Here is a 21,720-nt window from a genome sequence, read left to right on the forward strand (position 1 = left end):
TTAGTTATCGTAACCTTGAGCATATAAGGATTAAGCCATGTTTTTGATGATTTCGTTCGCGAATTCGGAGCATTTGATTTCTGTTGCGCCGTCCATCAAACGAGCAAAGTCATAAGTAACTGTTTTGTTGTTAATGGATGTTTCCAAGCCTTTGTAGATCAGCTCAGCCGCTTCCAACCAGCCAAGGTGCTCAAGAAGCATTACGCCGGACAGGATAACGGAACCTGGGTTAACAACGTCAAGACCAGCATATTTAGGAGCTGTACCATGCGTAGCTTCGAAGATCGCGTGGCCAGTCAAGTAGTTGATGTTTGCTCCTGGAGCGATACCGATACCGCCAACTTGTGCAGCAAGTGCATCAGACAGGTAGTCACCGTTCAGGTTCAAAGTTGCGATAACGTCAAAGTCAGTTGGACGCGTCAATACTTGTTGCAGCGCGATGTCAGCAATCGCATCTTTTACGATGATTTTGCCAGCAGCTTCAGCGTCTTTTTGAGCTTTGTTTGCAGCTTCTGCGCCTTGCTCTTCTTTGATGCGGTCGTATTGAGCCCAAGTGAATGTTTTGTCGCCGAACTCACGCTCAGCCAACTCGTAACCCCAGTTTTTGAACGCGCCTTCTGTGAATTTCATGATGTTGCCTTTGTGTACCAATGTAACGGTTTTACGGCCATGTTTGATAGCATACTCAATAGCCGCGCGGATTAGGCGCTCAGAACCTTCGGAAGATACTGGTTTTACACCGATACCTGAAGTTTCTGGGAAACGGATTTTCTTAACGCCCATTTCATTTTGCAAGAAAGAGATTACTTTTTTAACTGCGTCAGAACCAGCTTCCCACTCGATACCTGCATAGATATCTTCTGTGTTTTCACGGAAAATAACCATGTCAACAAGCTCAGGACGTTTAACCGGTGAAGGAACACCGTTGAAGTAACGAACCGGACGGGAACATACGTAAAGGTCTAGCTCTTGACGAAGCGCAACGTTCAGGGAACGGATACCGCCGCCGATTGGCGTAGTCAAAGGTCCTTTGATGGACACGATGTATTCGCGCATAGCTGTTAATGTATCGTTAGGCAGCCAGTTGTTGAATTTGTTAAAAGCTTTTTCGCCGGCAAATACTTCGTACCAAGCGATTTTTTTCTCGCCTTTGTAGGCTTTCTCTACTGCAGCATCAAGAACGCGTACGGAAGCCGCCCAGATGTCAGGACCCGTACCGTCACCTTCGATGTAAGGGATAATCGGGTTGTTAGGTACTTGAAGTACACCGTTCTCGATTGTGATTTTTTGACCTTCTGTTGGAAGTTCGTAAGTTTCGAATTGTGGCATGATAGTTCCTCCTAAGATTTGTTTAAAATGGCATTAATGAGTTAACTATGGTGCAATACGTTGCATGCTTTTGGCAGTCCCTTCCGACCGCTTGTTATAATCCATTATTTTTCGAACAACTTTCATATGTAAATAAATCGATTATAAAGGCGGGGCACTACGTTTCTCCAGGCACTGCCATGCACTCCACTAGCTACTTTACTACAACGAGCAAAACCAAAACAACTTATTTTCACTCGTCACCGTTGTAGAAGCCAGAAGAGTGGTAGACACACAAAAAGTGACGGGAGTTGCGGTACACCCCAGGGAATCCCTGAAGCTGGGTACCGAACTGCCCGCACCTTGAGCTTACATGTAGGCCAATTAGCGAGCGCTAATCGGGATGTATTTTTGGTTAACCGGACCTGTGTACTCAGCGCGAGGACGGATCAAACGGTTGTTCTCGTACTGCTCCAATATGTGGGCTGTCCATCCGGATGTACGGCTGATCGCGAAAATTGGTGTGAACAGGTCGCGCGGGATTTCAAGTGTTGTGTAAACAGAAGCTGAATAGAAATCAACGTTCGGTTTCAAACCTTTAAGTCCAGTTACCAGCTCATCTGCTTTAATGGACATTTCGTACCATTTCAGATTGCCAGTGAGCTTACCAAGCTCATAAGACATTTTTTGCAAGTGCTTTGCACGAGGATCTCCGTTTTTGTATACACGGTGTCCAAAGCCCATAATTTTGTCTTTACGCTCTAATTTACCATTAATGTAAGGAACTACGTTCTCTACAGTGCCGATCTCTTCTAGCATAGCCATAACCGCCTCATTCGCACCGCCGTGAAGTGGTCCTTTGAGCGTGCCGATAGCAGAAGTAATACCGGAGTAAATGTCAGTAAGTGTTGCAACTGTTACGCGCGCAGCGAACGTGGAAGCGTTCAGCTCGTGGTCAGCGTGAAGTACTAACGCTTTGTCCAAAGCTTCAATCGCAACTTTGTCCGGCTCTTTTCCAGTCAATTGGTACAAGAAGTTAGCCGCTACGGATGAATATCCTGGGGAAGCTAACGGTTCTTTACCTTCACGGATACGAGCGAATGCTGCGATGATGCCAGGGATTTGCGCTTGTAATTTGATCGCTTTACGAACATTGGATTCTTGGCTCAAGTCGTTTGCTTCATCATCATACAGTGCAAGTGCGGATACTGCTGTACGAAGCGCAGCCATGGAATTAACATCTTTCGGGAATGATTTCAACTGGTTGATCACCGCATCGGGCACCTTGCTGTAAGCGTTCAGGTCGCTTTGCAGTTTCTCAAGCTCAGCTTGGGTAGGCAGTTTGCCGAACCAAAGCAAATAAATAACTTCTTCAAATGTCGCATTTTCCGCGAGGTCATCAATATCAATCCCGCGATATGTCAGCACTCCATCTACAATGGAGCTAATCGACGAGGTCGTGGCTACAATTCCTTCTAAACCTTTGGTTGCAGTCATGGGAATCTCTCCTTAGCTACTCTATTAGCAAAAAATTGCTTTTTTCCTAACCTTAATAATAAAGTATTTTACTCGGTAAGTGAACAAAAATGGACATAAAAGTTCATTATCACTACCATAAAGAATCTTTTTGACACAAAAAAGCCATTGATTGTTGCTTTACAACTTGAAACACACGATACAAGTTTTTGTTTATTTCCCCGATTTATGCAACGAATTTGTAAAAGTTTGTCGAGAAGGTCTCCGCTTGATACAATGTAGGCAAAGCGTCAGTGATTTTCTCGGATAAAGGAGCAAATACATGAGCAGCGGCACAAAAATCGGCATCATCGATATCGGGTCCAACTCGATACGGCTCGTGATCTATGAAATCAATGAACTCGGGGCCTACCGCGTTATAAGCGAGCATAAGGATTCCGCCAGACTCAGTGAACGTATCGGATACGATGGTAATTTACATAGCAAAGATATTATTTCCATTGTCCCGATTCTATCCCACTACGCACTGCTGTGCCGGGTTCACGAGGTTCAAACGGTAAGGGCTGTAGCTACTGCTGCCATTCGCAATGCGGCCAATTCAACCGATATTATACGTGTACTTGAAGAACAAACGGGACTGCAGATTGAAGTGTTAAGCGGCACGGAGGAAGCTCGCTACGGTTATTTAGGCGTGATCAATACCATTGACATTCGGGACGCTCTCATCATTGATATTGGCGGTGGCAGCACAGAGGTTACTTTACTGCGAAACCGCACGCTGGTGAACAGTGTTTCCTTTCCCTTCGGGGCTGTAAACACAACCCGCCAATTTATGAAAAATGCGAATCTGACCGAGCAGGAGACGGTGGATATTCGCCGCATGGTAGAAGAGGCGATTACCGCTCATCCCTGGATTACCCAATCTCCAAATCTGCCGATGATCGGGCTTGGCGGTACGATTCGTACACTGGGCAAAATGAGTCAAAAACGCGCTAAATATTCCCTCCCGCTTGCCCATAATTACGAACTGAAGCCTGGAGAGCTTCGTTCATTCGTTACTTTGCTGTCTTCGCTTCCCATCGAAAAAAGAAGGAAAATAGACGGTCTCTCCAAAGAACGCTCCGATATTATCGTTCCGGGTCTGATTATTTTAGACACCTTATTTCAAGCTGCTAATGCCTCTCAGTGTATTATCAGCGGATCCGGACTTCGCGATGGCCTGTTTTTCGAGACATTTAATCCCAAACAGCCGATCAACCAGGACGTCCTGGAATCCAGTATTCATAATTTACTGTCCCTTCACCCCAATGGAGCTGAAAAGCATGTTAGGCGTGTCGATCAATTAGCTATGCAGCTTTATGGCAAACTTGCAGCTCATTCTGATCTTGAAGTGGGCTGTCAGCGGTATTTGCATACTGCCGCCCTCCTGCATCGGATCGGCGTCAGCGTCCATTATTATCAATATCTGAAGCACACGCAGTACATGATAGCGAATGCCCGCATCGACGGTCTTACGCATCGGGAAATCGTGATCTGTTCTCTCATTGCTACATTTAAAACAAAAAGCCGGACTCATCAGCAAGCCCTTGCATTCAAGGACATACTGAAAGAATCCGACGAGCCGTTAATTGTGAAGTTAGGCACACTCCTGAAGCTGGCGATTGCCTTGGATCATAGTGAGACGCAACCTGTTCACGAGCTGGTCGTAACACGTTCCGAAACGTCCCTGACCCTCAAACTGCTTTGTGTTCACAACCCGATTCTAGAGTTAAAGGAACTCGCAGCCATTACCAAAGAATTCGAAAAAACATGGGGGCTCAAGCTTAAGACTCAAGCCGGAGTTTTTTCCAAGAAGTAATTTTCATCGCCTCGAACTGGCTCCGATAAGGGGTCAGTTCATTTTTTATGCGGGTGTACATCCCGTTTGACATAAGCTCCCTTGCCTTGACATTGTCATTCAAACTGACGTTCAGAATCGAAATCATCATCTTCTTCATTTGCGGATCAATAACCGGACACATCAGTTCAATGCGACGTGTCAAATTCCGTGTCATCCAATCAGCGGATGATAAATAAACATCGACCAGACCGCCATTTTGGAAATAGTAAATCCGTGAATGCTCCAGGAATCTGTCTACGATACTCCGTACCGTAATATTCTCGCTTAGCCCCGGAACGCCTGGACGCAAGCAGCATACGCCGCGAATAATCAATTCAATCTTCACGCCCGCTTGTGACGCTGCGTACAATGCATCCACCATTTCTTGATTCGATAAGGAGTTCATTTTGGCAATGATCTTGGCTGGTTTGCCTGCTTTGGCATGCTCCGCTTCTCTGGCAATCAGCTCAAAGAGCTTATCCTTTAAATCCGTTGGAGCTACAGCAAACGACTGCCAATCATGCGGCGCTGAGTAGCCAGTAATTTCGTTGAACAATGCCGAGGCATCCTCTCCAATGACACTGTTGGAGGTGAAAAGTCCCACGTCCGTATACAGCCGAGCCGTTATGTCGTTGTAGTTTCCTGTCCCTACGTGAACATAACGCCGCAGCATATTTTCTTCTTGGCGTACAACTAAGGTGATTTTGGCATGTGTTTTGAGGCCGACAAGGCCATAGACGACGTGGCAGCCTGACTTTTCAAGCATTCTCGCCCAGGCGATGTTCCGCTCTTCATCGAATCGTGCCTTCAACTCCACGACAACCGTAACCTGTTTGCCGGATTCCGCGGCTCTCGCCAGCGATTGAATAATCGGCGAATTTCCGCTCGCCCGGTACAGCGTCATTTTGATGGCAAGCACTTTAGGATCATATGCCGCGTGGACAATAAAATCCGTTACAGCGTCGAACGTTTCATAAGGGTGATGAACGAGAACGTCCTTTTGCTTCAGCACATCAAAGAAATCATTCGTATCCTCGAATTCAATGGGATATTTGGCGTTTACCCGCGGATAACGAAGATTTTCAAAACCGTTAAGTGTATTGCCCAGCTTCATAAAATAGGTAATATCCAGCGGTCCGTCAATTTCGAAGGTTTGCTCTTCAATCTCGAACTCATCCTGCAGTTGGGCAAGAGCATAGGGATGAATCCCCTCTTGCACTTCAAGCCGTACAGGAGAACCCCAACGTCTGCGTCTTAGCTCCTTCTCGATCTCTTCAAGCAGATCCTCCGCTCCTTCCTCATTGAGCGTTAAATCGGCATTACGGGTCACGCGAAAACCATGAACAGAAATCGGAATATAACCACTGAACAACGATTGTATATGGTGCTCCATTAATTCTTCAAGAAGAATAAACTCTTGCTTTTTACTATTGGTTCGTGTCGGTACGGAAATATATCGGGATAAATTGCTAGGAACTTGGACGATTGCAAAATAAGGCTCATCATCCGGGTCATCTCCTTCTCTAAGCAGAAGGACGGCCAAATAGACCGAATGATTATGTACAAGAGGAAACGGCCTGCTTTGATCCACAGCCATCGGGGTTAGTACAGGAAAAATAATATCATGGTAATACTCATCCATGGCTTTCTTCTGACTCGTATTCAAATCCTCATATTCGGTGAATACAATGCCTTCTTTCGTCAACAATCTCGTGACTTCACGATATGTTTTGTACTGTTCGCTCACCATTTTGGATGTGCGCTTCATAATTCGTTTAATTAGCCCAGCTGGCGTGTACCCGGTGAAATCTTTTTTGTTATACCCAGCCTTAATTTGATCCTTGAGCCCTGCAACACGAACACTCATGAATTCGTCGAGATTGCTAGATACGATGGCCAGAAATTTCACACGCTCAAGCAGTGGAGTGCTTGGATCTTGGGCTTCCTCCAGAACACGCCAATTGAATTCGATCCAGCTTAAATCGCGGTTTAAGTACTTGGTCGAAATCTCTTTATGTTCCTTGAGCTCTTTAACTTCTTTCAGATCGGGTTCTCGCGCAATACTCATAAAGCCTCCAATTAGATTATCTAGTTTATGACTTCATTGTACTATGTGGCCGGAATGCCGACAATGCAGACCCCCCTTTTCAATTATATGAAGATTTTGTAAAGGAATGTTCGTTTCCGTATTTATCCATGTTCATGGTACAATACAAAGAACTGAACCAAGGAGAGAAAAAACGATGGGAATCCTGAATCCGCGCTTAGTTCACCAGATTTTCAGGGGCATTTGGGTGGCTTTGATCATCGCTGGAATCGCCTACGCTTTCTACTACGTAATTCCACTTATATATCCATTTATTTTTGGCTGGATTTTAGCGCTTATGCTCAACCCGCTTGTGAACTTCTTCCAATTCAAATTGAAGTTTCCGCGTTGGCTTGCCGTTACTTTATCCATGCTCATATTTTTAGCAGCCATGGTTACTGCCATTACGCTGCTTGTCGCTAATATCGTTGTGGAATTAGGATCTCTTGCCGACACCCTGCAGCTCCAGATCAACCGATGGGTGGAACAATTCAATGTGTTCATCAATTCAACGGCTTTCCAGAACTGGATTGAGAAAATCAATGAGTTTTTCGAAAATAATCCCAAATATCAGGAGACCGTTAACAATAACCTTTCTTCCACAGCAGGCTCAATTGCAGATGTCAGTAAGTTTGTGATTAGCTACGTATTTGACACACTGAAACGTTTTCTAACTTCACTGCCGAATATTGCGACGATTACGATCATCGTCATGCTTGCTACCTTTTTTATAAGCAAAGACTGGTATCAGCTCATCAAAAGGTACAAAGGCATCTTCTCCGATATGATTGTGAAGACCACGCAATTGATCCGAAACGATTTGCAAAAGGCGTTATTTGGCTATTTGCGCGCACAGCTTATTCTGGTCTCTCTGACAGCGCTGGTCGTTATTATTGGACTGCTCGTTCTGCGCGTTGACTATGCCATTACGATCGGCTTGTTAACGGGTTTGGCGGATTTGATGCCTTATTTGGGAACTGGCGCGGTTATGGTGCCGTGGATCCTGTACGTGTTTTTCGCACAAGGTAATCTTTTCCTCGGGATTGGACTCAGCATTCTGTATGGCGTCATCGTGATTGCCAGACAGATCATGGAGCCTAAAGTACTCGCTTCCTCCGTCGGACTCGATCCTCTGGCCACCTTAATCGCAATGTTCGTCGGGTTGAAGCTGTTCGGACTTCTAGGGCTCATTATTGGCCCTGTGTCACTTATTCTTATTTCTGCTTTTTACAGAGCACGAATCTTCCATGATATCGCCACTTACATACAAAAAGGCTCGGCACCTCCGGAATAAGGGGGACCGAGCCTTTTTGGGGTTCCTTTGCATGGAACATAGTCTTATCTGCGATTAATCCAATGAATGTTGCCTTTGCCAATTTGTCTTTGTATCAATGCGAGCAGCATGACCTTGAAAATCGGCCTCGTATACGGAAAAACAAGGAGAAACCCGAAGATATCTGTGATAAAACCTGGTGTAATTAATAAGATACCGCCGAGGAAAATACAAATGCCATCCAATAAATGCTGAGCCGGCAACTGCCCTTGTGACCACTCAAACCGAGCGTACTCCAACACTTTGCGTCCTTCTCTTTTGGCGAAATAAGCACCAAGGAAGCCGCTTAGAATAACAAGAGCAAATGTTGTCCAGCCGCCCACAAAATGCCCCATCATAATAAGAAAGGAAATTTCTATGGCAGGCACAAGAATAAAAATGGCAAGAATGATACGCAACATAATCCCATCCCCTTTAAGAGTACTCAGATAACAGCTGCCACAATTCCGGCGCTTCCTTCTCTATACGTACTGGCTTCCAAGAAGGATTCACCCAAACATGCCGCGTGGTTCCCGTTACAAGCAATTCTCCTTCTTTGTCCGCTGATGAAGTTGTCAATTCTTCGTTAATCTTCCTGATTTCATAAGCAAAATGGAGCCGGACCGAGCTCATTTCAAGCACTCGCGTGTTAATACTTACCAAATCGTCATAACGAGCCGGCTTCTTAAACTTAACCTCCGCCTCGACGACAGGAAGCAATAGGCCTTTATGCTCAATGCTGCGGTAAGAGTAGCCTAGCTCCCTGATCAGCTCTGTTCGTCCAATTTCGAACCAGTTCAAATAATTGGCGTGGTACACAACGCCCATTTGATCTGTTTCGGCATACCTCACGCGCAGTTGGTGCTGATACCAGCGTTCCTCATTCATGTTATTGCAAGCCTCCCATGGACAAAGTATTGCGTTTAGTATAACACAGTGAAGGGAGGAACTCCCTTCGAGCGGTGCTGCGTGGGGGGAGAGCTAGGGTGCCCTGGAGGGGCAGGGCAGGGCACAAGGCGACAGGCCGCGGCGTCACTAGCGCCGCACAGGGCAACAGCCCGCGGCGTTACTGGGCATCGCACAGGGAGCGAGGCTAAGGTGAGGCGTGGATATGGGAAGACAACATTCTTTACCGTCCCTTTTAGTTAAAAGGGACCTTGAGTCCGCTATTTAGGCGAAAGCAGCCAAAATCTAATCAAAAGCGGAACTACAGGGTCTTATGTGCCCCCAAAGCCACAATATTGAGCCAAACTTCCAAAATAGCGGACCACCGTTCCCCTCAACCTCCTAAAAGTCCGCTTTTACATAAAATAGCGGATCCTAGTTGTCACAAGCGACTTAATGTGCTAATAAACAAGAAAGCCCAGCGATGATAGACCTTTCGTTCATCCCCATTTTTGGTGAGCATCGATCGCCAAAAAAAGAGGCCTTCCAGAAGGTCTTTTCAGAACCTCATGGCTAGCCTCTTCGTTATTAGCTTACAGAACGCTCGCTTGACCAGAGTAGATAATGCCCACTTCCGGATAGATCGACACTTCTGTACCGTCTTTAATGATTTCTACCGCGTTCTCAACGCCTACGATAACCGGGATTCCCAAGCTAAGCGCAACAACAGCTGCGTGGGATGTAATGCCGCCTACTTCTGTAATCAACGCAGAAGCTCTCTGAACAGCCGGCATATACTCTTTATCTGTAGTTACCGTTACTAGTACGGCACCATCAACCATTTTCGCGTTCGCCTCTTCAGGAGTGCGTGCTGTGACAACGATACCTGTAGCAGTTTGCATACCGATACCCGTACCTTTGGCTAGCATCTCACCAACGTGATGAACTTTGATCAGGTTCGTAGTTCCAGAGCGCCCGACAGGGACACCCGCGGTGATAACCACGATATCGCCTAAAGACACGATTCCTGTTTTGATGGAGCTATCCACAGCTAGGTTGAACAGCTCGTCCGTTGTTTTAGCTTGTACGCTCATTACCGGGATAACGCCCCATACCAGGGATAAACGACGGATAACTTGCTCACTTGGCGTAATCGCAATGATCGGCGCTTTCGGACGATATTTGGATACCATTCTTGCCGTATATCCGCTTTCCGTAGCTGTCAAAATCGCTTTCGCACCAAGCTCCAAAGCCGAGTTAGCTACCGCTTGCGAGATCGCTTCTGTGACCGTAACTTGTGCCGCTTGAGCTTGGCGAAGGAAAATTTCCTTGTATTCCAGAGCTGCTTCCGCACGCTCAGCAATGCGAGCCATCGTTTGAACGGACTCGACCGGATATTTCCCTGCAGCCGTTTCACCGGAAAGCATAACAGCATCTGTTCCGTCGAACACGGCGTTCGCTACGTCACTTGCTTCCGCGCGCGTTGGACGAGGGTTACGCTGCATGGAGTCGAGCATCATGGTTGCCGTAATAACCGGTTTACCCACGATGTTACATTTTTTGATCATTTGCTTTTGCACAACAGGTACATCTTCAGCCGGAATTTCAACACCAAGATCACCACGTGCAACCATCAGACCATCGGATACTTCGAGGATTTCGTCTAGATTGTCTACGCCCTCTTGGTTTTCGATTTTACTAATGATTTGAATGTGAGTAGCATTATGTCTTTCCAGTAATTCACGAATTTCCATAACGTCGCTTGCTTTACGAACAAAAGAAGCAGCGATGAAATCTACGCCTTGCTCGATACCGAAAATAATATCGTTGGCGTCTTTTTCCGTAATACCCGGCAGAGAGATTTTCACGCCAGGCACGTTAACGCCTTTTTTACTTTTGATCGTTCCGCCATTGACGATACGGCACTCGATTTCCGTTCCGCGAATACCAACAACCGTAAGCCCGATCAAGCCGTCATCGATTAGAATGGTTGATCCTACTGCAACGTCACGCGGCAGATCAGAGTAAGTAACAGAGATACGATCAGCATCTCCAAGAATTTCTTCCGTAGTCAAAATGATGTGCTTGTCTTGAACAAGCTCAATCGGTTCTTCTTTCAATTTACCTGTACGAATTTCAGGTCCTTTCGTATCAAGCAAAATTGCTGCTAATTTGCCTGTCTCAGCAGATGCAGCGCGAAGGTTGCGGATACGTGCGCCATGCTCCTCAAAATCTCCGTGGGAGAAGTTAAGACGGGCAACGTTCATTCCCGCTAACAGGAGTTTTTTCAAATTCTCTTGTGATTCGCTAGCTGGTCCAATGGTACAGACAATTTTCGTTTTACGCATGGTTTTCCTCCTGAGTGAATGTGAACCGACCTATTTCTCTAAATTTACGGTAACGGTCCTCTAACAGCTCCTGTTCGGTCAAACTTAGCAATGGCTGAAGTTGTTCCCAGATCGCTGTTTTGATAAATTCTGCTTGTGTCGCCGGATCACGGTGTGCGCCGCCTTTGGGCTCCGGAATGATGCCGTCAATGACGTTCAAATCTTTAATGTGATCGGCTGTAATCTTCATCGCTTCTGCCGCGTGTAAAGCTTGGGAAGCATCTTTATATAAGATGGAAGCCGCGCCTTCGGGACTAATAACCGAATAAATCGCGTTCTCCAACATCAATACCTTGTTGCCTACGCCTAATGCCAGTGCGCCGCCGCTGCCGCCTTCACCAATTACAATACAGATGATCGGCACACGAAAAGAGGCCATTTCCAGCAAATTTCTGGCAATCGCTTCCCCTTGACCACGCTCTTCTGCAGCATTCCCCGGGAATGCGCCTTTGGTATCAATAAACGTAATAATCGGACGTTTGAACTTGTTCGCTTGGCGCATCATGCGCAGCGCTTTACGGAAGCCTTCCGGGTGCGGACAGCCGAAATTGCGAGCAATATTATCCTTCGTATCTTTCCCTTTTTGATGACCGACAACCGTGACAGGAATACCGTTCAATTTGGCTAGCCCGCCTACAATCGCAAGGTCATCGCCATACAAGCGGTCCCCATGAAACTCTATGAAATCAGTAAAAATAGATAAAATATAATCAATCGTCGTCGGTCTTTGAGGATGACGCGCTAATTGCATTTTCTCAGCAGAAGACATGCTTGCATACAGTTCATCTTCAAGCTGAACGTATCTTTCTTCCAAACGGCGTATTTCCTCTGAAAAGTCAATCTGCTTCTCTGCTCCAAATTTGCGTAGCTCAGCAATCTTGCTCTTCAGTTCCGCCAGCGGCTGTTCAAACGGCATTTCACCCGCCATAAGTCGCCTCCCCCTTCACTCCGTGCATGTCCAGCAGCTTGATTAACGTAGGCCGCATATCTTTGCGGGCAACGACCTTGTCGAGCTGACCATGCTCGAGATTGAATTCAGATGTCTGGAAATTGTCCGGCAGCTTTTGTTTAATGGTTTGTTCAATAACGCGGCGGCCCGTGAATCCAAAAGGTGCTGCCGGTTCAGCAATGATAATGTCTCCCAGCATGGCAAAGCTTGCTGATACGCCGCCAAACGTCGGATCCGTAATGACGGAAATAAATAATCCGCCTTCGTTGCTGAGCTTGGACAATGCTGCGCTTGTTTTGGCCATTTGCATCAAACTAAGAATACTTTCTTGCATACGTGCGCCACCTGAAGTGGAATAAATAATGATTGGAATCTTCTTTTCGATCGCAGCCTCAACTGCTCTCGTAATTCGCTCTCCAACAACGGAGCCAAGTGATCCGCCCATAAAATCAAAGCTCATTGCCGCAATCACAACCGGATAGCCGCCTATGGTGCCTTCCCCGGTAATAATCGCATCTTGTAATTTCGTCGTGGTCTTCGCTTTATCTAATTTCTCTACATAGTCAGGAAACTGCAAAGGGTCCTCAGAAATCATATTCGCATCGTATTCCAGAATCTGGCCTTCATCGAGCGTTAATTGAATACGTTCCAATGCGCTTAAACGATAATGGTAGCCGCAAGCTGTACATACTTTTAGGTTTTTCTCTAGCTCTTTACTCGTTTGAATGGTACCGCATTTCGGGCATTTATTCATTAACCCTTCGGGAATTTCCCTTTTTGTTTTCTCAGAAGGAATCGTTGCGTATTTACGCTTTTGAAATAAATCCTTTAGCACATTTCCACCTCTAATTGGCTGTTATCGTGAACCTCTGACAAGCCACGTTACTTACTTCTACTTTAACTATCTATGTAAAATAGAATTGAGCACTTCCTGTACTTCTTCGACTTCCCCTGCAGGAACGACGATTTCGAACTGATTTTTGGATAAAGAGGAGATCCCTCTTATTTGTACGAGAAATCCTTCTTCCGTCAGCCTTTGTTTAATCCGCTCGGCAATTTTCGCGGTAGGAGCTATGTATATCACCGTCCACATGAAAAAAAACCTCCTATGAAGTGCAACTACATGGATTAGGGTAATTAGTAACGATGATAATAAACTTCCTTCATAAGCATAGGCGCACACAATGGAATAATGATATCATAATTTCTCTTTTTCCCGCAACAAAGCATGTTCATGAAAAAAATTGAAGTCTGAACTAACAAGTTAGTCCAGACGTAGTTTACTGCTATAATCAGGCGCATGCTCATTCTGATGAGCAATTCTGGCAGAAGCGGCCGCCGCTAAACCACAAATCAAATCATCCAGAAAAACATGCACAGCGCTTTTATTATCGTTGAGACTCCGAATAATTCCCATCTTTTCTTTGTCCAGATAGCCAAAGCTGGTTAAACCGATCATTCCGTATACATGAACAATGCCTAGTGCCAGAGTTTCATCGACGCCGAACAAGGGTTCATCTGCCTCAAGAATGGATTGCAGAGGCTCGGGCAATAGTTTTTTCTCCGCGAGCTCATCTAGTGCGATGCCCGTATACAACGTGTATTGCACTTCCCGCTTGGCGAGAACAGCCAGCACACTGTCGATACATTCTTGCTCCGATAGCTGGTCATTATAGGGCTTCTGCAGCTTGAACACAATTTCAGAAATTTGTTCAACGGTTACACCGCGTTTTTGCAGCAATTGGATCATATGTTGTTCGGTCATAAATCCTCCTCCTACACATGGATTGCCCCTGAAATGCCGGGTTCCTATTCATATGCGGAGGAAGCATGCTTTATTTCACTCTTACGGAATCTTTACCCATGATCGTTTCAATCATTCGGATGAGATCCTTGGAGGGATCGACCAAATATTGGTCGCTAAGGGCCAAGAGCTTGTTGCTGCTTTCGTAGAAAAGCGCAACCGCGAGCGGCCCTTTGTGCAGCTTCAGCAGCGCCTTCAGCTGCAGGAGCTTATCCGGCTGCTCACAGTCAGCCGAGATCTTGACGAACACCCGCTGCGGCTTCGCCTCCGCAGCGTCGGTTCGCGCCGTCTGCACAGCAGCGGTGCGGGGCTCCTGGCGGCCCGTTGGCGGGACCGCCTGCCTGGCAGGGGCGCTGCTGCGCGCGGCGCCCGATGCGGCAGCCACACGTGCAGGCTGGTCGTTGACTCCGTCAACGGCTCGCCTCTGCATCCCTGGCTGCCGGCGAAGCCGCTGGACCCCTGCCGGGTCGTCCAGCGCGGCAAGCTGCTCCGCGAGCAGCTTGGGCGGGTCCTCGTCCTGAAGCTGCAGCTTCGCCCGGACGAGGACGAGTCTGCCCTTCTGCACGAGCGGAGCCGCATGCTTCCAGGTCTCGGGGAAGAGCACCACCTCGACCTTATCAATCCGATCTTCCAGCTCCATGAAGGCCATAGGCTGCCCCTTCTTGGTCACGATCGTCTTGTTAGAGAGGATCATTCCAGCAACGAGAACTTCGCTGTTATCCGGCAGCTCAGCCAGTTGATGCAGCATGGCCGCGTCCATCTCCGCGAGCTGCTGCGCGTAAGCGTCAAGCGGATGCCCGGAGATATACATGCCGAGAAGCTCCTTCTCCAGCTCAAGCTGCTTGCTTTGCGGCATTACAGGAATATTCGGCACTTCCACTTCCCAATTCGGCTCTTCAACGAAACCGAACAGGTGAAGCTGCAGATCGTCCCGCTCCTTACGCCATTTCGCAGCAGAGGCAATCGTCTCATCCAGAATTGCCATCAACTGAGCCCGGTGATGAGACCCCAGGCTGTCGAATGCTCCCCCTTGGATTAGCGATTCAATAACCCGCTTATTACAGACGCGCAGATCGACGCGCCGGCAGAAATCAAGCAAGCTCTCGAAAGGAGACTGCGTACGCTCGCTAAGAATAGCGTCAATCGCTTGCGTGCCCACATTCTTAATCGCGGCAAGCCCAAACCGAATCGCTCCGGCTTTCGGATCAGGGGTGAACACCGTTCCACTGCCGTTCACATCCGGAGGAAGCACATCGATCTTCGTTCTCCGGCATTCATCGACATATTCGGCCACCTTTCGGTGATTCCCCATCACGGCCGTTAACATGGAAGCCATGAAGTAAATCGGATAATGCGCTTTGAGATACGCCGTTTGGAAAGCCAACACCCCATAAGCTGTAGCATGCGCCCTAGGAAAGCCGTAGTCGGCAAAGCGCACGATCATATCGTAGACATGATTCGCATCTTCCGCGCTAAATCCTTGCTGCAAACTGCCTTTCACGAAGTGGGTCCGTTCTTCATCAAGAACCTCCCGCTTCTTCTTGGAAACCGCGCGCCGCAACAAATCCGCTTCGCCTAAAGAGAATCCGGCCATGGAGGAGGCAATTTGCATAATTTGCTCCTGATACACGATAATGCCGTACGTATCCCGAAGGATTGGCTCTAAAGTCGGGTGCGGATAGACTACCTCCACCTGACCGTGCTTGCCGTAAATGTACTTGGGAATGAACTCCATCGGACCCGGACGATACAAAGCCAGGACGGAAATAATATCCTCAAAAACAGAAGGCTTCAAATCCTTCAGCACTTTGCGGACACCTGTTGACTCCAGTTGAAAAACCCCTGTCGTTTCTCCCTTGCTCAGCATGTCGTAAGTAACTTGGTCCTCATCCATATCCAGCCCGTCAAAATCCAGGCGCAAGCCCTCCATTTGGGCAATCCAATCCACCGTTCGCTCAATAATCGACAATGTCCGCAAGCCTAGAAAATCCATTTTCAAGAGTCCAATGGCTTCCAGATGCTCCATCGTATATTGAGTAAGCGCCGTTTGTGCCGTTCCTTCTTGCAGCGGTACATACTGCGTGAGCGGCTCTCTGGAAATGACTACTCCAGCCGCATGCGTAGAAGCATGGCGGGGCATGCCTTCCACGCGCATGGCCATATCAAGAAGTTCTGCGGTTTTGGGCTGTCTCGCAACCATTGACTTCAAGTCGGAACTGACCTGCAGCGCCTCCGTCAACGTCATACCGAGCTGATTCGGTATTGCCTTAGCCGCACGGTCTACATCGCCATAAGGAACGTTCAACACACGGCCGACATCCCTGACCGCCGCTTTGGCCGCCATCGTTCCAAAGGTAATAATCTGCGCCACATGCTCATGTCCATATTTGGCTACGACGTAGTCAATCACTTCATCCCGGCGCTCATCGCTAAAATCGATATCGATATCGGGCATTGTAATCCGCTCCGGATTCAGAAAGCGCTCAAAAAGCAGCTTATACTGTAGCGGATCAACATTCGTTATGTGCAGCACGTAAGCTACGAGACTTCCGGCAGAAGATCCCCGCCCCGGCCCCGTCATGATGCGCTTCTCATGAGCAAAACGAATGAAATCCCAAACGATCAAGAAATAATCGGAGAATCCCATTTTCTCAATAACGCCTAATTCATAAGTCAAACGTTCTTCCGCCTGCTTCTTCAACGGCGAGTCCGTCTTCTCCCACTCAGGCTTTGAGCCATACCGCTGTTTCAAACCCTGCAAGCACAGCTCTCGCAAATATTCAGCTGCCGTAAGATGCTCAGGAATGGGACGGAAGCTTGGCAAAATCGATTTGCCGAACTCAAGCTGGAGCTCGCAGCGCGAAGCCACGACAGCCGTATTCGTAAGAGCTTCAGGCACATGGACGAATAAACGCCGCATCTCCTCTTCGCTTTTTAAATACATCTGGCTTGTTCCCATTTTGAGCCGGTCTGTATCATCCACGGTTTTGCCGGTCCCGATACAGATCAGAATATCCTGCATCACATGATCCGGTTCCGTCACATAGTGGACATCGTTCGTTGCAATAAGCGGGATGCCGGTTTGTTTGCTTAGCTCGATCATGGCGACCATCACTTTTTTCTGTTCAATCATGCCGTGGTCTTGAATTTCCAGAAAGAAGTCGTCCCCGAAAATGTCCCTATAGCGTTCCGCTGCTTGTCTGGCTTCTTCGATCCGGTTATGCAGCAAGTGCTGCGAGATTTCGCTGCCTAAGCAAGAACTCAAACATATAAGTCCTTCAGAATGCTTGGTCAAATGTTCCAAATCAATGCGCGGTTTATAATGAAAGCCTTCCAAATGCCCAATGGAGCACAGCTTCATCAAATTCTGATAGCCCTTGTAATTCTTGGCGAGCAGAATGAGATGATAAATCGGCTGTTCTTGTCTTGTCCCTTTGTCGCGGATGGAGCCCGCTGTAAAATAAACCTCACAACCGATAATGGGTTTAATGCCACGCTGCTTACACGCCTTGTAGAAGGCAATAGCCCCATACATAACACCGTGATCCGTTAAAGCCAGAGAGGTCATGCCCAGATTAGCTGCTTGTGAAACAAGCTCCTCCATGCGTGCGGCACCATCCAATAAACTGTATTCACTATGCACGTGCAAGTGTACAAACGAACTCATCAGCATTTCCTCCCTGCTCTCATTTTATTCCTTACATATTATCATATTGTGGCTATGCATTCCCATACAATAAGTCATAGAGAGTTTGTCCTCACAACTTAGCTGGAAAGGAAGCGGTAAAAGCCATGGGTATTTTCTGGGCGAATATCATTTTATACTTCTGCATTGCTTTCGGGGTCGTCTTCGGAGGCAGCATGTTAAGCGGCATTGCAGCAGTGCTGACCCTACAATCACCGACGGAGAAAATGATGACCGTTGCTGAAAATATTAAAATCTGGGCCATGGTGGCTGCTGTAGGCGGCACGATCGATCCGATACGCTATATAGAAAGTCATGTCGCTATAGGACATTTGAATCCGGCGATTAAACAAATCATACTGATCATTGTCGCCTTCATAGGCGCGCAGATTGGTACCTCGCTCATCCAAATGATATGTAAGGGAGGCCACCAGCCTTGAGGATCCCTCCTTTTGCCCGATATCAGCGCCTGCTTTCGAGTTTCGGACTGATGGTTTCGGGAGCCATCATTGGGAGCGCGGTCTATATGAGCATACATCAGCACACCTATACGCAGCTGTATGTGGAGATGCATAAATATTTGCAAGAAAATCGCGATTTGCGTGCCGATATCGACAATTTAAACAAGACAAAAAATAAGCAATCATTGATCAATGTCGTCAATGTTCATCTGGTTTCAAATAATCAGGAAGAACTCATCAGTGAAGATATTCAGAAAGAAATTGAGAGCGATATTAAAAGCGAGCTTAAGCTCGTAATCGGTCAGAAAGCTACATATGTCAAGGATGCTCAGCCTCTCTACGAGAAATTGATTACCCAGAAGACTTACATTTTGCATGATAAAAAATATGTTGTTGAAGTGAAATCAATCGTGCTCATTCAGACCGAATTGACCATTTGGATTACGGCCCAAGAGAAACGAACCTAAGAAATCGGCACAAGCTGCGCGAGATGTGATTGCAATCTCCTCCTAAAATCGCTAAAGTTAACAGTAAACTCGCTTAAAAGGACGGATGGACCACATGTTCGCGATTCAAATCACTTTATTCTTACTTATTTGCCTGCTGCTTGCTTTATCCGTATATTTCAGCTTTCGGTCGCGCCGTGAAAAGGAACCCGCCAAACGCGGTCTCTATTCGGCCCGCATGAATATTTGCATGGGCTTGATGCTGGTGATGATTGCCGTTACCCAGCTTTTCTTCTTCAGCGAATCCAGCTTCCGCCGGATTTTCGGTACCGTTCTGGTCCTTCTCGGATTGTTTAACTTATTCGCCGGCATCCGCAATCACGGGCACTTTGATCGTATGCTGCGCTAGATGACTTGGGCGGTCAGCATTGCTTTGGAAACCAAAGCCCCGGCATGATAAATTTCCACATCAATCTTGCCAAACTTACGGCTCACCTCAATAATGGTGGGTCGTATTTCTATTTTCGAGTCAATTTGCAGCGGCCTGAGGAAATAGGTCGACATGTTGTCCATGACAAGATCACCCTTTTTAAACTCCTGCACAATCCGGTAGGCCGCCTGTGTCATTAACGTTGTGAGAACTCCCTCTGATACGGTACCCAAATGATTCGTCATCTGCGGAGTAATCACGCCGTGAAACTGCAGCGAGCCCTTCTCATCCCTGACCTCTTCCAGTCCGGACCAGATCAAATCCTCGAATGTTTCCCCGTTCTGCGGCTGCTTCTGTATATACTGCATCGCTTTCAACACATCGCTCCGGTTCAGCACGCCCACCATTTTGCGGTTCGTATCCACAACAGGCAGCAGCTCGATGCCTTCCCACACCATCATATGGGCTGCAGAGGCTACCGACGTTTGCGGTGTGACCGTGAGCGGATTGCGCGTCATCAGTTTATCAACCGTTTGTGAAGCGCTCGCTCCAACCATATCCTTGGATGTCACGACGCCAATAATGCGGTTCCACTCATCAACTACCGGGAAACGGCTGTATCCTGTATCTTCCGACAACCGCTGCCAGTCCTTCAGCGTACTGTTCGCCTTCAGCGCATACAGCGAAGCACCCGATGCCAGAATATCCTCGACGAGCATAATTTTCTTCTTAATCAGACGATCGTAGATTGCTCTATTGATCATAGAGGCTACAGTGAAAGTATCGTAACTGCTTGAAATGATCGGCAGCTCCAACTTGTCGGCTAAGAGCTTCACCTCTGCACTGGTGTCGAATCCCCCTGTGATCAGTACCCCTGCGCCATATTCCAACGCACAGCTGTGCGCCTCGTTCCGGTTTCCGACGATCAGCAAGCTGCCTGCCTCGATATAGCGCATCATCGCGTCCTGTTCCATCGCGCCAATGACGAACTTGTGCAGCGTTTTGTGCAGTCCGCGTGAACCGCCAAGCACTTGCCCGTCCACCATATTCACAACTTCCGCGAAGGTAAGCTTATCGATATTTTGCCGCAGCTTTTTCTCGACCCGGACTGTCCCAATCCGCTCTTTGGTTGAGACGAGACCTTGATTCTCTGCTTCTTTGATTGCCCGATAGGCCGTGCCTTCGCTTACTTCCATGTTTTTGGCAATTTTGCGAACGGATATTCGGCTGCCGAGTTTCAAGCTTTCTATATGGCGTAAAATTTGTTCGTGTTTCGTTAAAGCGTCCACAGACTGAGTATCCAACTGTTACACCCCATTCGCTTGTTCCTGTACTACTCTGTACTACTAGTATAAACGTTCCAAAGAACAAGAACAATGCAGACAGCTTTCATAAAGAAAAAATCCAACCCTATAGGATTGGATGCTTATTTGTATTATACCAAACATGTGTTCGTTGTCAAAAGATAGCGCTCAACTTGACATTTTTCGAACTATTTACGAAATTGCAGCATTTTTTTGCGTCCTTGGACCAGCTGCTCCAGCTGCCATTTTTTCATCCGGTTAATGCGTTTAAGCTCTCTGCGCTTCTCCTCATCCACACCCAGAATCTGATGCAAATGAGACGCAATGACCAGAAGCGCCATGGCGATCCAGATGCTGCTAAAAATCATCGGTAGGGAACCTACCTCCCGCAGCTGAAGTTGCGGCAATGAATAAATTAGCATGCCAAGCGCTACACTCATGTAAACGACATTTTTAAACCCTTTCAACCTGATCACACTCCTTTCGCCTGATGAACTCTTCAAGCCTGTCTTCACTCTATTTCAAATGTATGAGACAAGTTCTTGGTATATGAGTGCATCCGCGAAAAGAATCGAAAATTTACACCTCTCCGAAGCCCTGCGATTTCAGGAAAGCTTTCATGTGCTCGCGCGGACGCAGCGCTTTGCCGGCCATTTCCTTGGACCAAGTCGTGTCGACCTTGCCTCCTGTGCGCACATTCATGTAGTCGCGGACCGTCTCGTCGTAGAGAGTAACCGCGGCTTCATTATCCATATACCTATTCTCATGGTATACGGCTTCGAGAGGGAGCCTCGGACGCTCCAGCGGCTCCTGATCCGGCATGCCGATGCACATGCCGAAAACCGGGTACACCAGCTGCGGCAAGCCCAGCAGCTGGGATACCTCAGCGGGCTTATTACGCAGCCCGCCGATGTAGACGACGCCGAGCCCGAGCGACTCGGCCGCAATAGCTGCATTCTGCGCAGCGAGTGCAACGTCAACAGTGGCAATGATGAGGTTCTCTGCATTGCCGGTTATCGGCGTATCCGCATGGCGGTGTGCCGCTTGCGCGTAACGGTGCAAGTCCGCGCACCATACGAGAAACAGCGGGCATTCGCTGACATACGCCTGATTGCCGGCAAACGCGGCTAGCTGACTTTTCAAACCGTCATCCGTTACGTGGATAACGCTGTACGCCTGCATGTTGCTGGAAGTGGAGGCTGCTTGTGCGGAAGTGATAATAGCGCGCAATTGCGCGTCTGTGACAGGCTGATCCGTGAACTTGCGAATCGAGCGATGGTTTTGCAATAACTGAATGATTTCGTTCAT

General features: G+C 47.6%; 19 protein-coding genes. 5 read left to right on the forward strand and 14 right to left on the reverse strand.

Translation table 11 applies throughout. The annotated features are described in order from the left end of the window. Positions 1 to 30 precede the first annotated feature (30 nt). Together icd and citZ are read right to left on the reverse strand one after the other, a co-directional pair. Entirely contained in the window at positions 31 to 1,329 is a 1,299-nt protein-coding gene (icd, locus tag J2Z65_RS13960; RefSeq protein WP_167061068.1) for an NADP-dependent isocitrate dehydrogenase, read from the reverse strand. Positions 1,330 to 1,692: 363 nt separating this feature from the next. Beyond that, positions 1,693 to 2,805, reverse strand: coding sequence for a citrate synthase (gene citZ, locus J2Z65_RS13965; RefSeq protein WP_167061072.1), 1,113 nt, complete (start codon positions 2,803 to 2,805; stop codon positions 1,693 to 1,695). Between the two features lie 301 nt (positions 2,806 to 3,106). On the opposite strand from citZ, the gene J2Z65_RS13970 reads away from it, so the two are divergent. Continuing rightward, positions 3,107 to 4,642, forward strand: coding sequence for a Ppx/GppA phosphatase family protein (locus J2Z65_RS13970; protein WP_167061076.1), 1,536 nt, complete (start codon positions 3,107 to 3,109; stop codon positions 4,640 to 4,642). On the opposite strand, the gene J2Z65_RS13975 is transcribed toward J2Z65_RS13970, so the two are convergent. Beyond that, positions 4,608 to 6,731, reverse strand: coding sequence for an RNA degradosome polyphosphate kinase (locus tag J2Z65_RS13975; protein ID WP_167061079.1), 2,124 nt, complete (start codon positions 6,729 to 6,731; stop codon positions 4,608 to 4,610). The genes J2Z65_RS13970 and J2Z65_RS13975 overlap by 35 nt on opposite strands. Positions 6,732 to 6,906: 175 nt before the next feature. Here J2Z65_RS13975 and ytvI point away from each other — a divergent pair, with 175 nt between their 5' ends. Further along, positions 6,907 to 8,043: a sporulation integral membrane protein YtvI gene (gene ytvI, locus J2Z65_RS13980; protein WP_167061083.1), complete on the forward strand. Its 1,137-nt coding sequence runs from the start codon at positions 6,907 to 6,909 to the stop codon at positions 8,041 to 8,043. A 44-nt stretch (positions 8,044 to 8,087) separates the two neighbouring features. Here the strand turns inward: ytvI and J2Z65_RS13985 are convergent, their stop codons facing one another. From J2Z65_RS13985 to J2Z65_RS14020, 8 genes are all read right to left on the reverse strand, one after another. Continuing rightward, a complete protein-coding gene (locus J2Z65_RS13985) occupies positions 8,088 to 8,483 on the reverse strand; it encodes an FxsA family protein (protein ID WP_167061087.1) in 396 nt (131 codons plus the stop codon). Positions 8,484 to 8,496: 13 nt separating this feature from the next. Then, positions 8,497 to 8,949 carry an acyl-CoA thioesterase gene (locus J2Z65_RS13990; RefSeq protein WP_167061092.1) on the reverse strand — a complete coding sequence of 151 codons (453 nt, stop codon included), beginning with the start codon at positions 8,947 to 8,949 and terminating at the stop codon, positions 8,497 to 8,499. A 590-nt stretch (positions 8,950 to 9,539) separates the two neighbouring features. Continuing rightward, the gene (pyk, locus tag J2Z65_RS13995; RefSeq protein WP_167061095.1) at positions 9,540 to 11,294 is read right to left on the reverse strand and encodes a pyruvate kinase; all 1,755 of its coding nucleotides are present in this window, start codon (positions 11,292 to 11,294) and stop codon (positions 9,540 to 9,542) included. Continuing rightward, complete coding sequence (gene accA, locus J2Z65_RS14000) at positions 11,287 to 12,261, reverse strand: acetyl-CoA carboxylase carboxyl transferase subunit alpha (protein WP_167061099.1); 975 nt, start codon at positions 12,259 to 12,261, stop codon at positions 11,287 to 11,289. The genes pyk and accA overlap by 8 nt, the downstream gene beginning before the upstream one ends. Next, complete coding sequence (gene accD, locus J2Z65_RS14005) at positions 12,251 to 13,117, reverse strand: acetyl-CoA carboxylase, carboxyltransferase subunit beta (protein ID WP_167061103.1); 867 nt, start codon at positions 13,115 to 13,117, stop codon at positions 12,251 to 12,253. The genes accA and accD overlap by 11 nt, the downstream gene beginning before the upstream one ends. A 66-nt stretch (positions 13,118 to 13,183) precedes the next feature. Next, complete coding sequence (locus tag J2Z65_RS14010) at positions 13,184 to 13,375, reverse strand: glutamate decarboxylase (RefSeq protein ID WP_167061108.1); 192 nt, start codon at positions 13,373 to 13,375, stop codon at positions 13,184 to 13,186. A 171-nt stretch (positions 13,376 to 13,546) separates the two neighbouring features. Beyond that, positions 13,547 to 14,047 (reverse strand): phosphatidylglycerophosphatase A family protein, encoded by a 501-nt coding sequence (locus tag J2Z65_RS14015; protein WP_167061112.1) that lies wholly within the window; start codon positions 14,045 to 14,047, stop codon positions 13,547 to 13,549. Positions 14,048 to 14,117: 70 nt separating this feature from the next. Beyond that, on the reverse strand, positions 14,118 to 17,753 hold the full coding sequence (locus J2Z65_RS14020) for a DNA polymerase III subunit alpha (RefSeq protein ID WP_167061116.1): 3,636 nt from the start codon (positions 17,751 to 17,753) through the stop codon (positions 14,118 to 14,120). Positions 17,754 to 17,878: 125 nt separating this feature from the next. Between J2Z65_RS14020 and J2Z65_RS14025 the strand changes: the two genes are divergently transcribed. The 3 genes from J2Z65_RS14025 to J2Z65_RS14035 all read left to right on the forward strand — a co-directional run bounded on the left by J2Z65_RS14025 (position 17,879) and on the right by J2Z65_RS14035 (position 19,087). Then, positions 17,879 to 18,211: a YtrH family sporulation protein gene (locus J2Z65_RS14025; RefSeq protein ID WP_167061120.1), complete on the forward strand. Its 333-nt coding sequence runs from the start codon at positions 17,879 to 17,881 to the stop codon at positions 18,209 to 18,211. An 86-nt stretch (positions 18,212 to 18,297) separates the two neighbouring features. Then, positions 18,298 to 18,699: a sporulation membrane protein YtrI gene (locus tag J2Z65_RS14030; protein WP_167061124.1), complete on the forward strand. Its 402-nt coding sequence runs from the start codon at positions 18,298 to 18,300 to the stop codon at positions 18,697 to 18,699. 94 nt (positions 18,700 to 18,793) lie between these two features. Continuing rightward, entirely contained in the window at positions 18,794 to 19,087 is a 294-nt protein-coding gene (locus J2Z65_RS14035) for a YtpI family protein (protein ID WP_167061127.1), read from the forward strand. Here J2Z65_RS14035 and J2Z65_RS14040 read toward each other — a convergent pair. The 3 genes from J2Z65_RS14040 to nfsA all read right to left on the reverse strand — a co-directional run bounded on the left by J2Z65_RS14040 (position 19,084) and on the right by nfsA (position 21,720). Then, positions 19,084 to 20,412 carry a DRTGG domain-containing protein gene (locus tag J2Z65_RS14040; protein WP_167061142.1) on the reverse strand — a complete coding sequence of 443 codons (1,329 nt, stop codon included), beginning with the start codon at positions 20,410 to 20,412 and terminating at the stop codon, positions 19,084 to 19,086. The genes J2Z65_RS14035 and J2Z65_RS14040 overlap by 4 nt on opposite strands. 188 nt (positions 20,413 to 20,600) lie before the next feature. Then, complete coding sequence (locus tag J2Z65_RS14045) at positions 20,601 to 20,888, reverse strand: hypothetical protein (RefSeq protein WP_338111717.1); 288 nt, start codon at positions 20,886 to 20,888, stop codon at positions 20,601 to 20,603. Positions 20,889 to 20,991: 103 nt separating this feature from the next. Further along, a complete protein-coding gene (gene nfsA, locus J2Z65_RS14050) occupies positions 20,992 to 21,720 on the reverse strand; it encodes an oxygen-insensitive NADPH nitroreductase (RefSeq protein ID WP_167061150.1) in 729 nt (242 codons plus the stop codon).

It is taken from the genome of Paenibacillus aceris (assembly GCF_017874035.1).
GTDB lineage: Bacteria > Bacillota > Bacilli > Paenibacillales > NBRC-103111 > Paenibacillus_E > Paenibacillus_E aceris.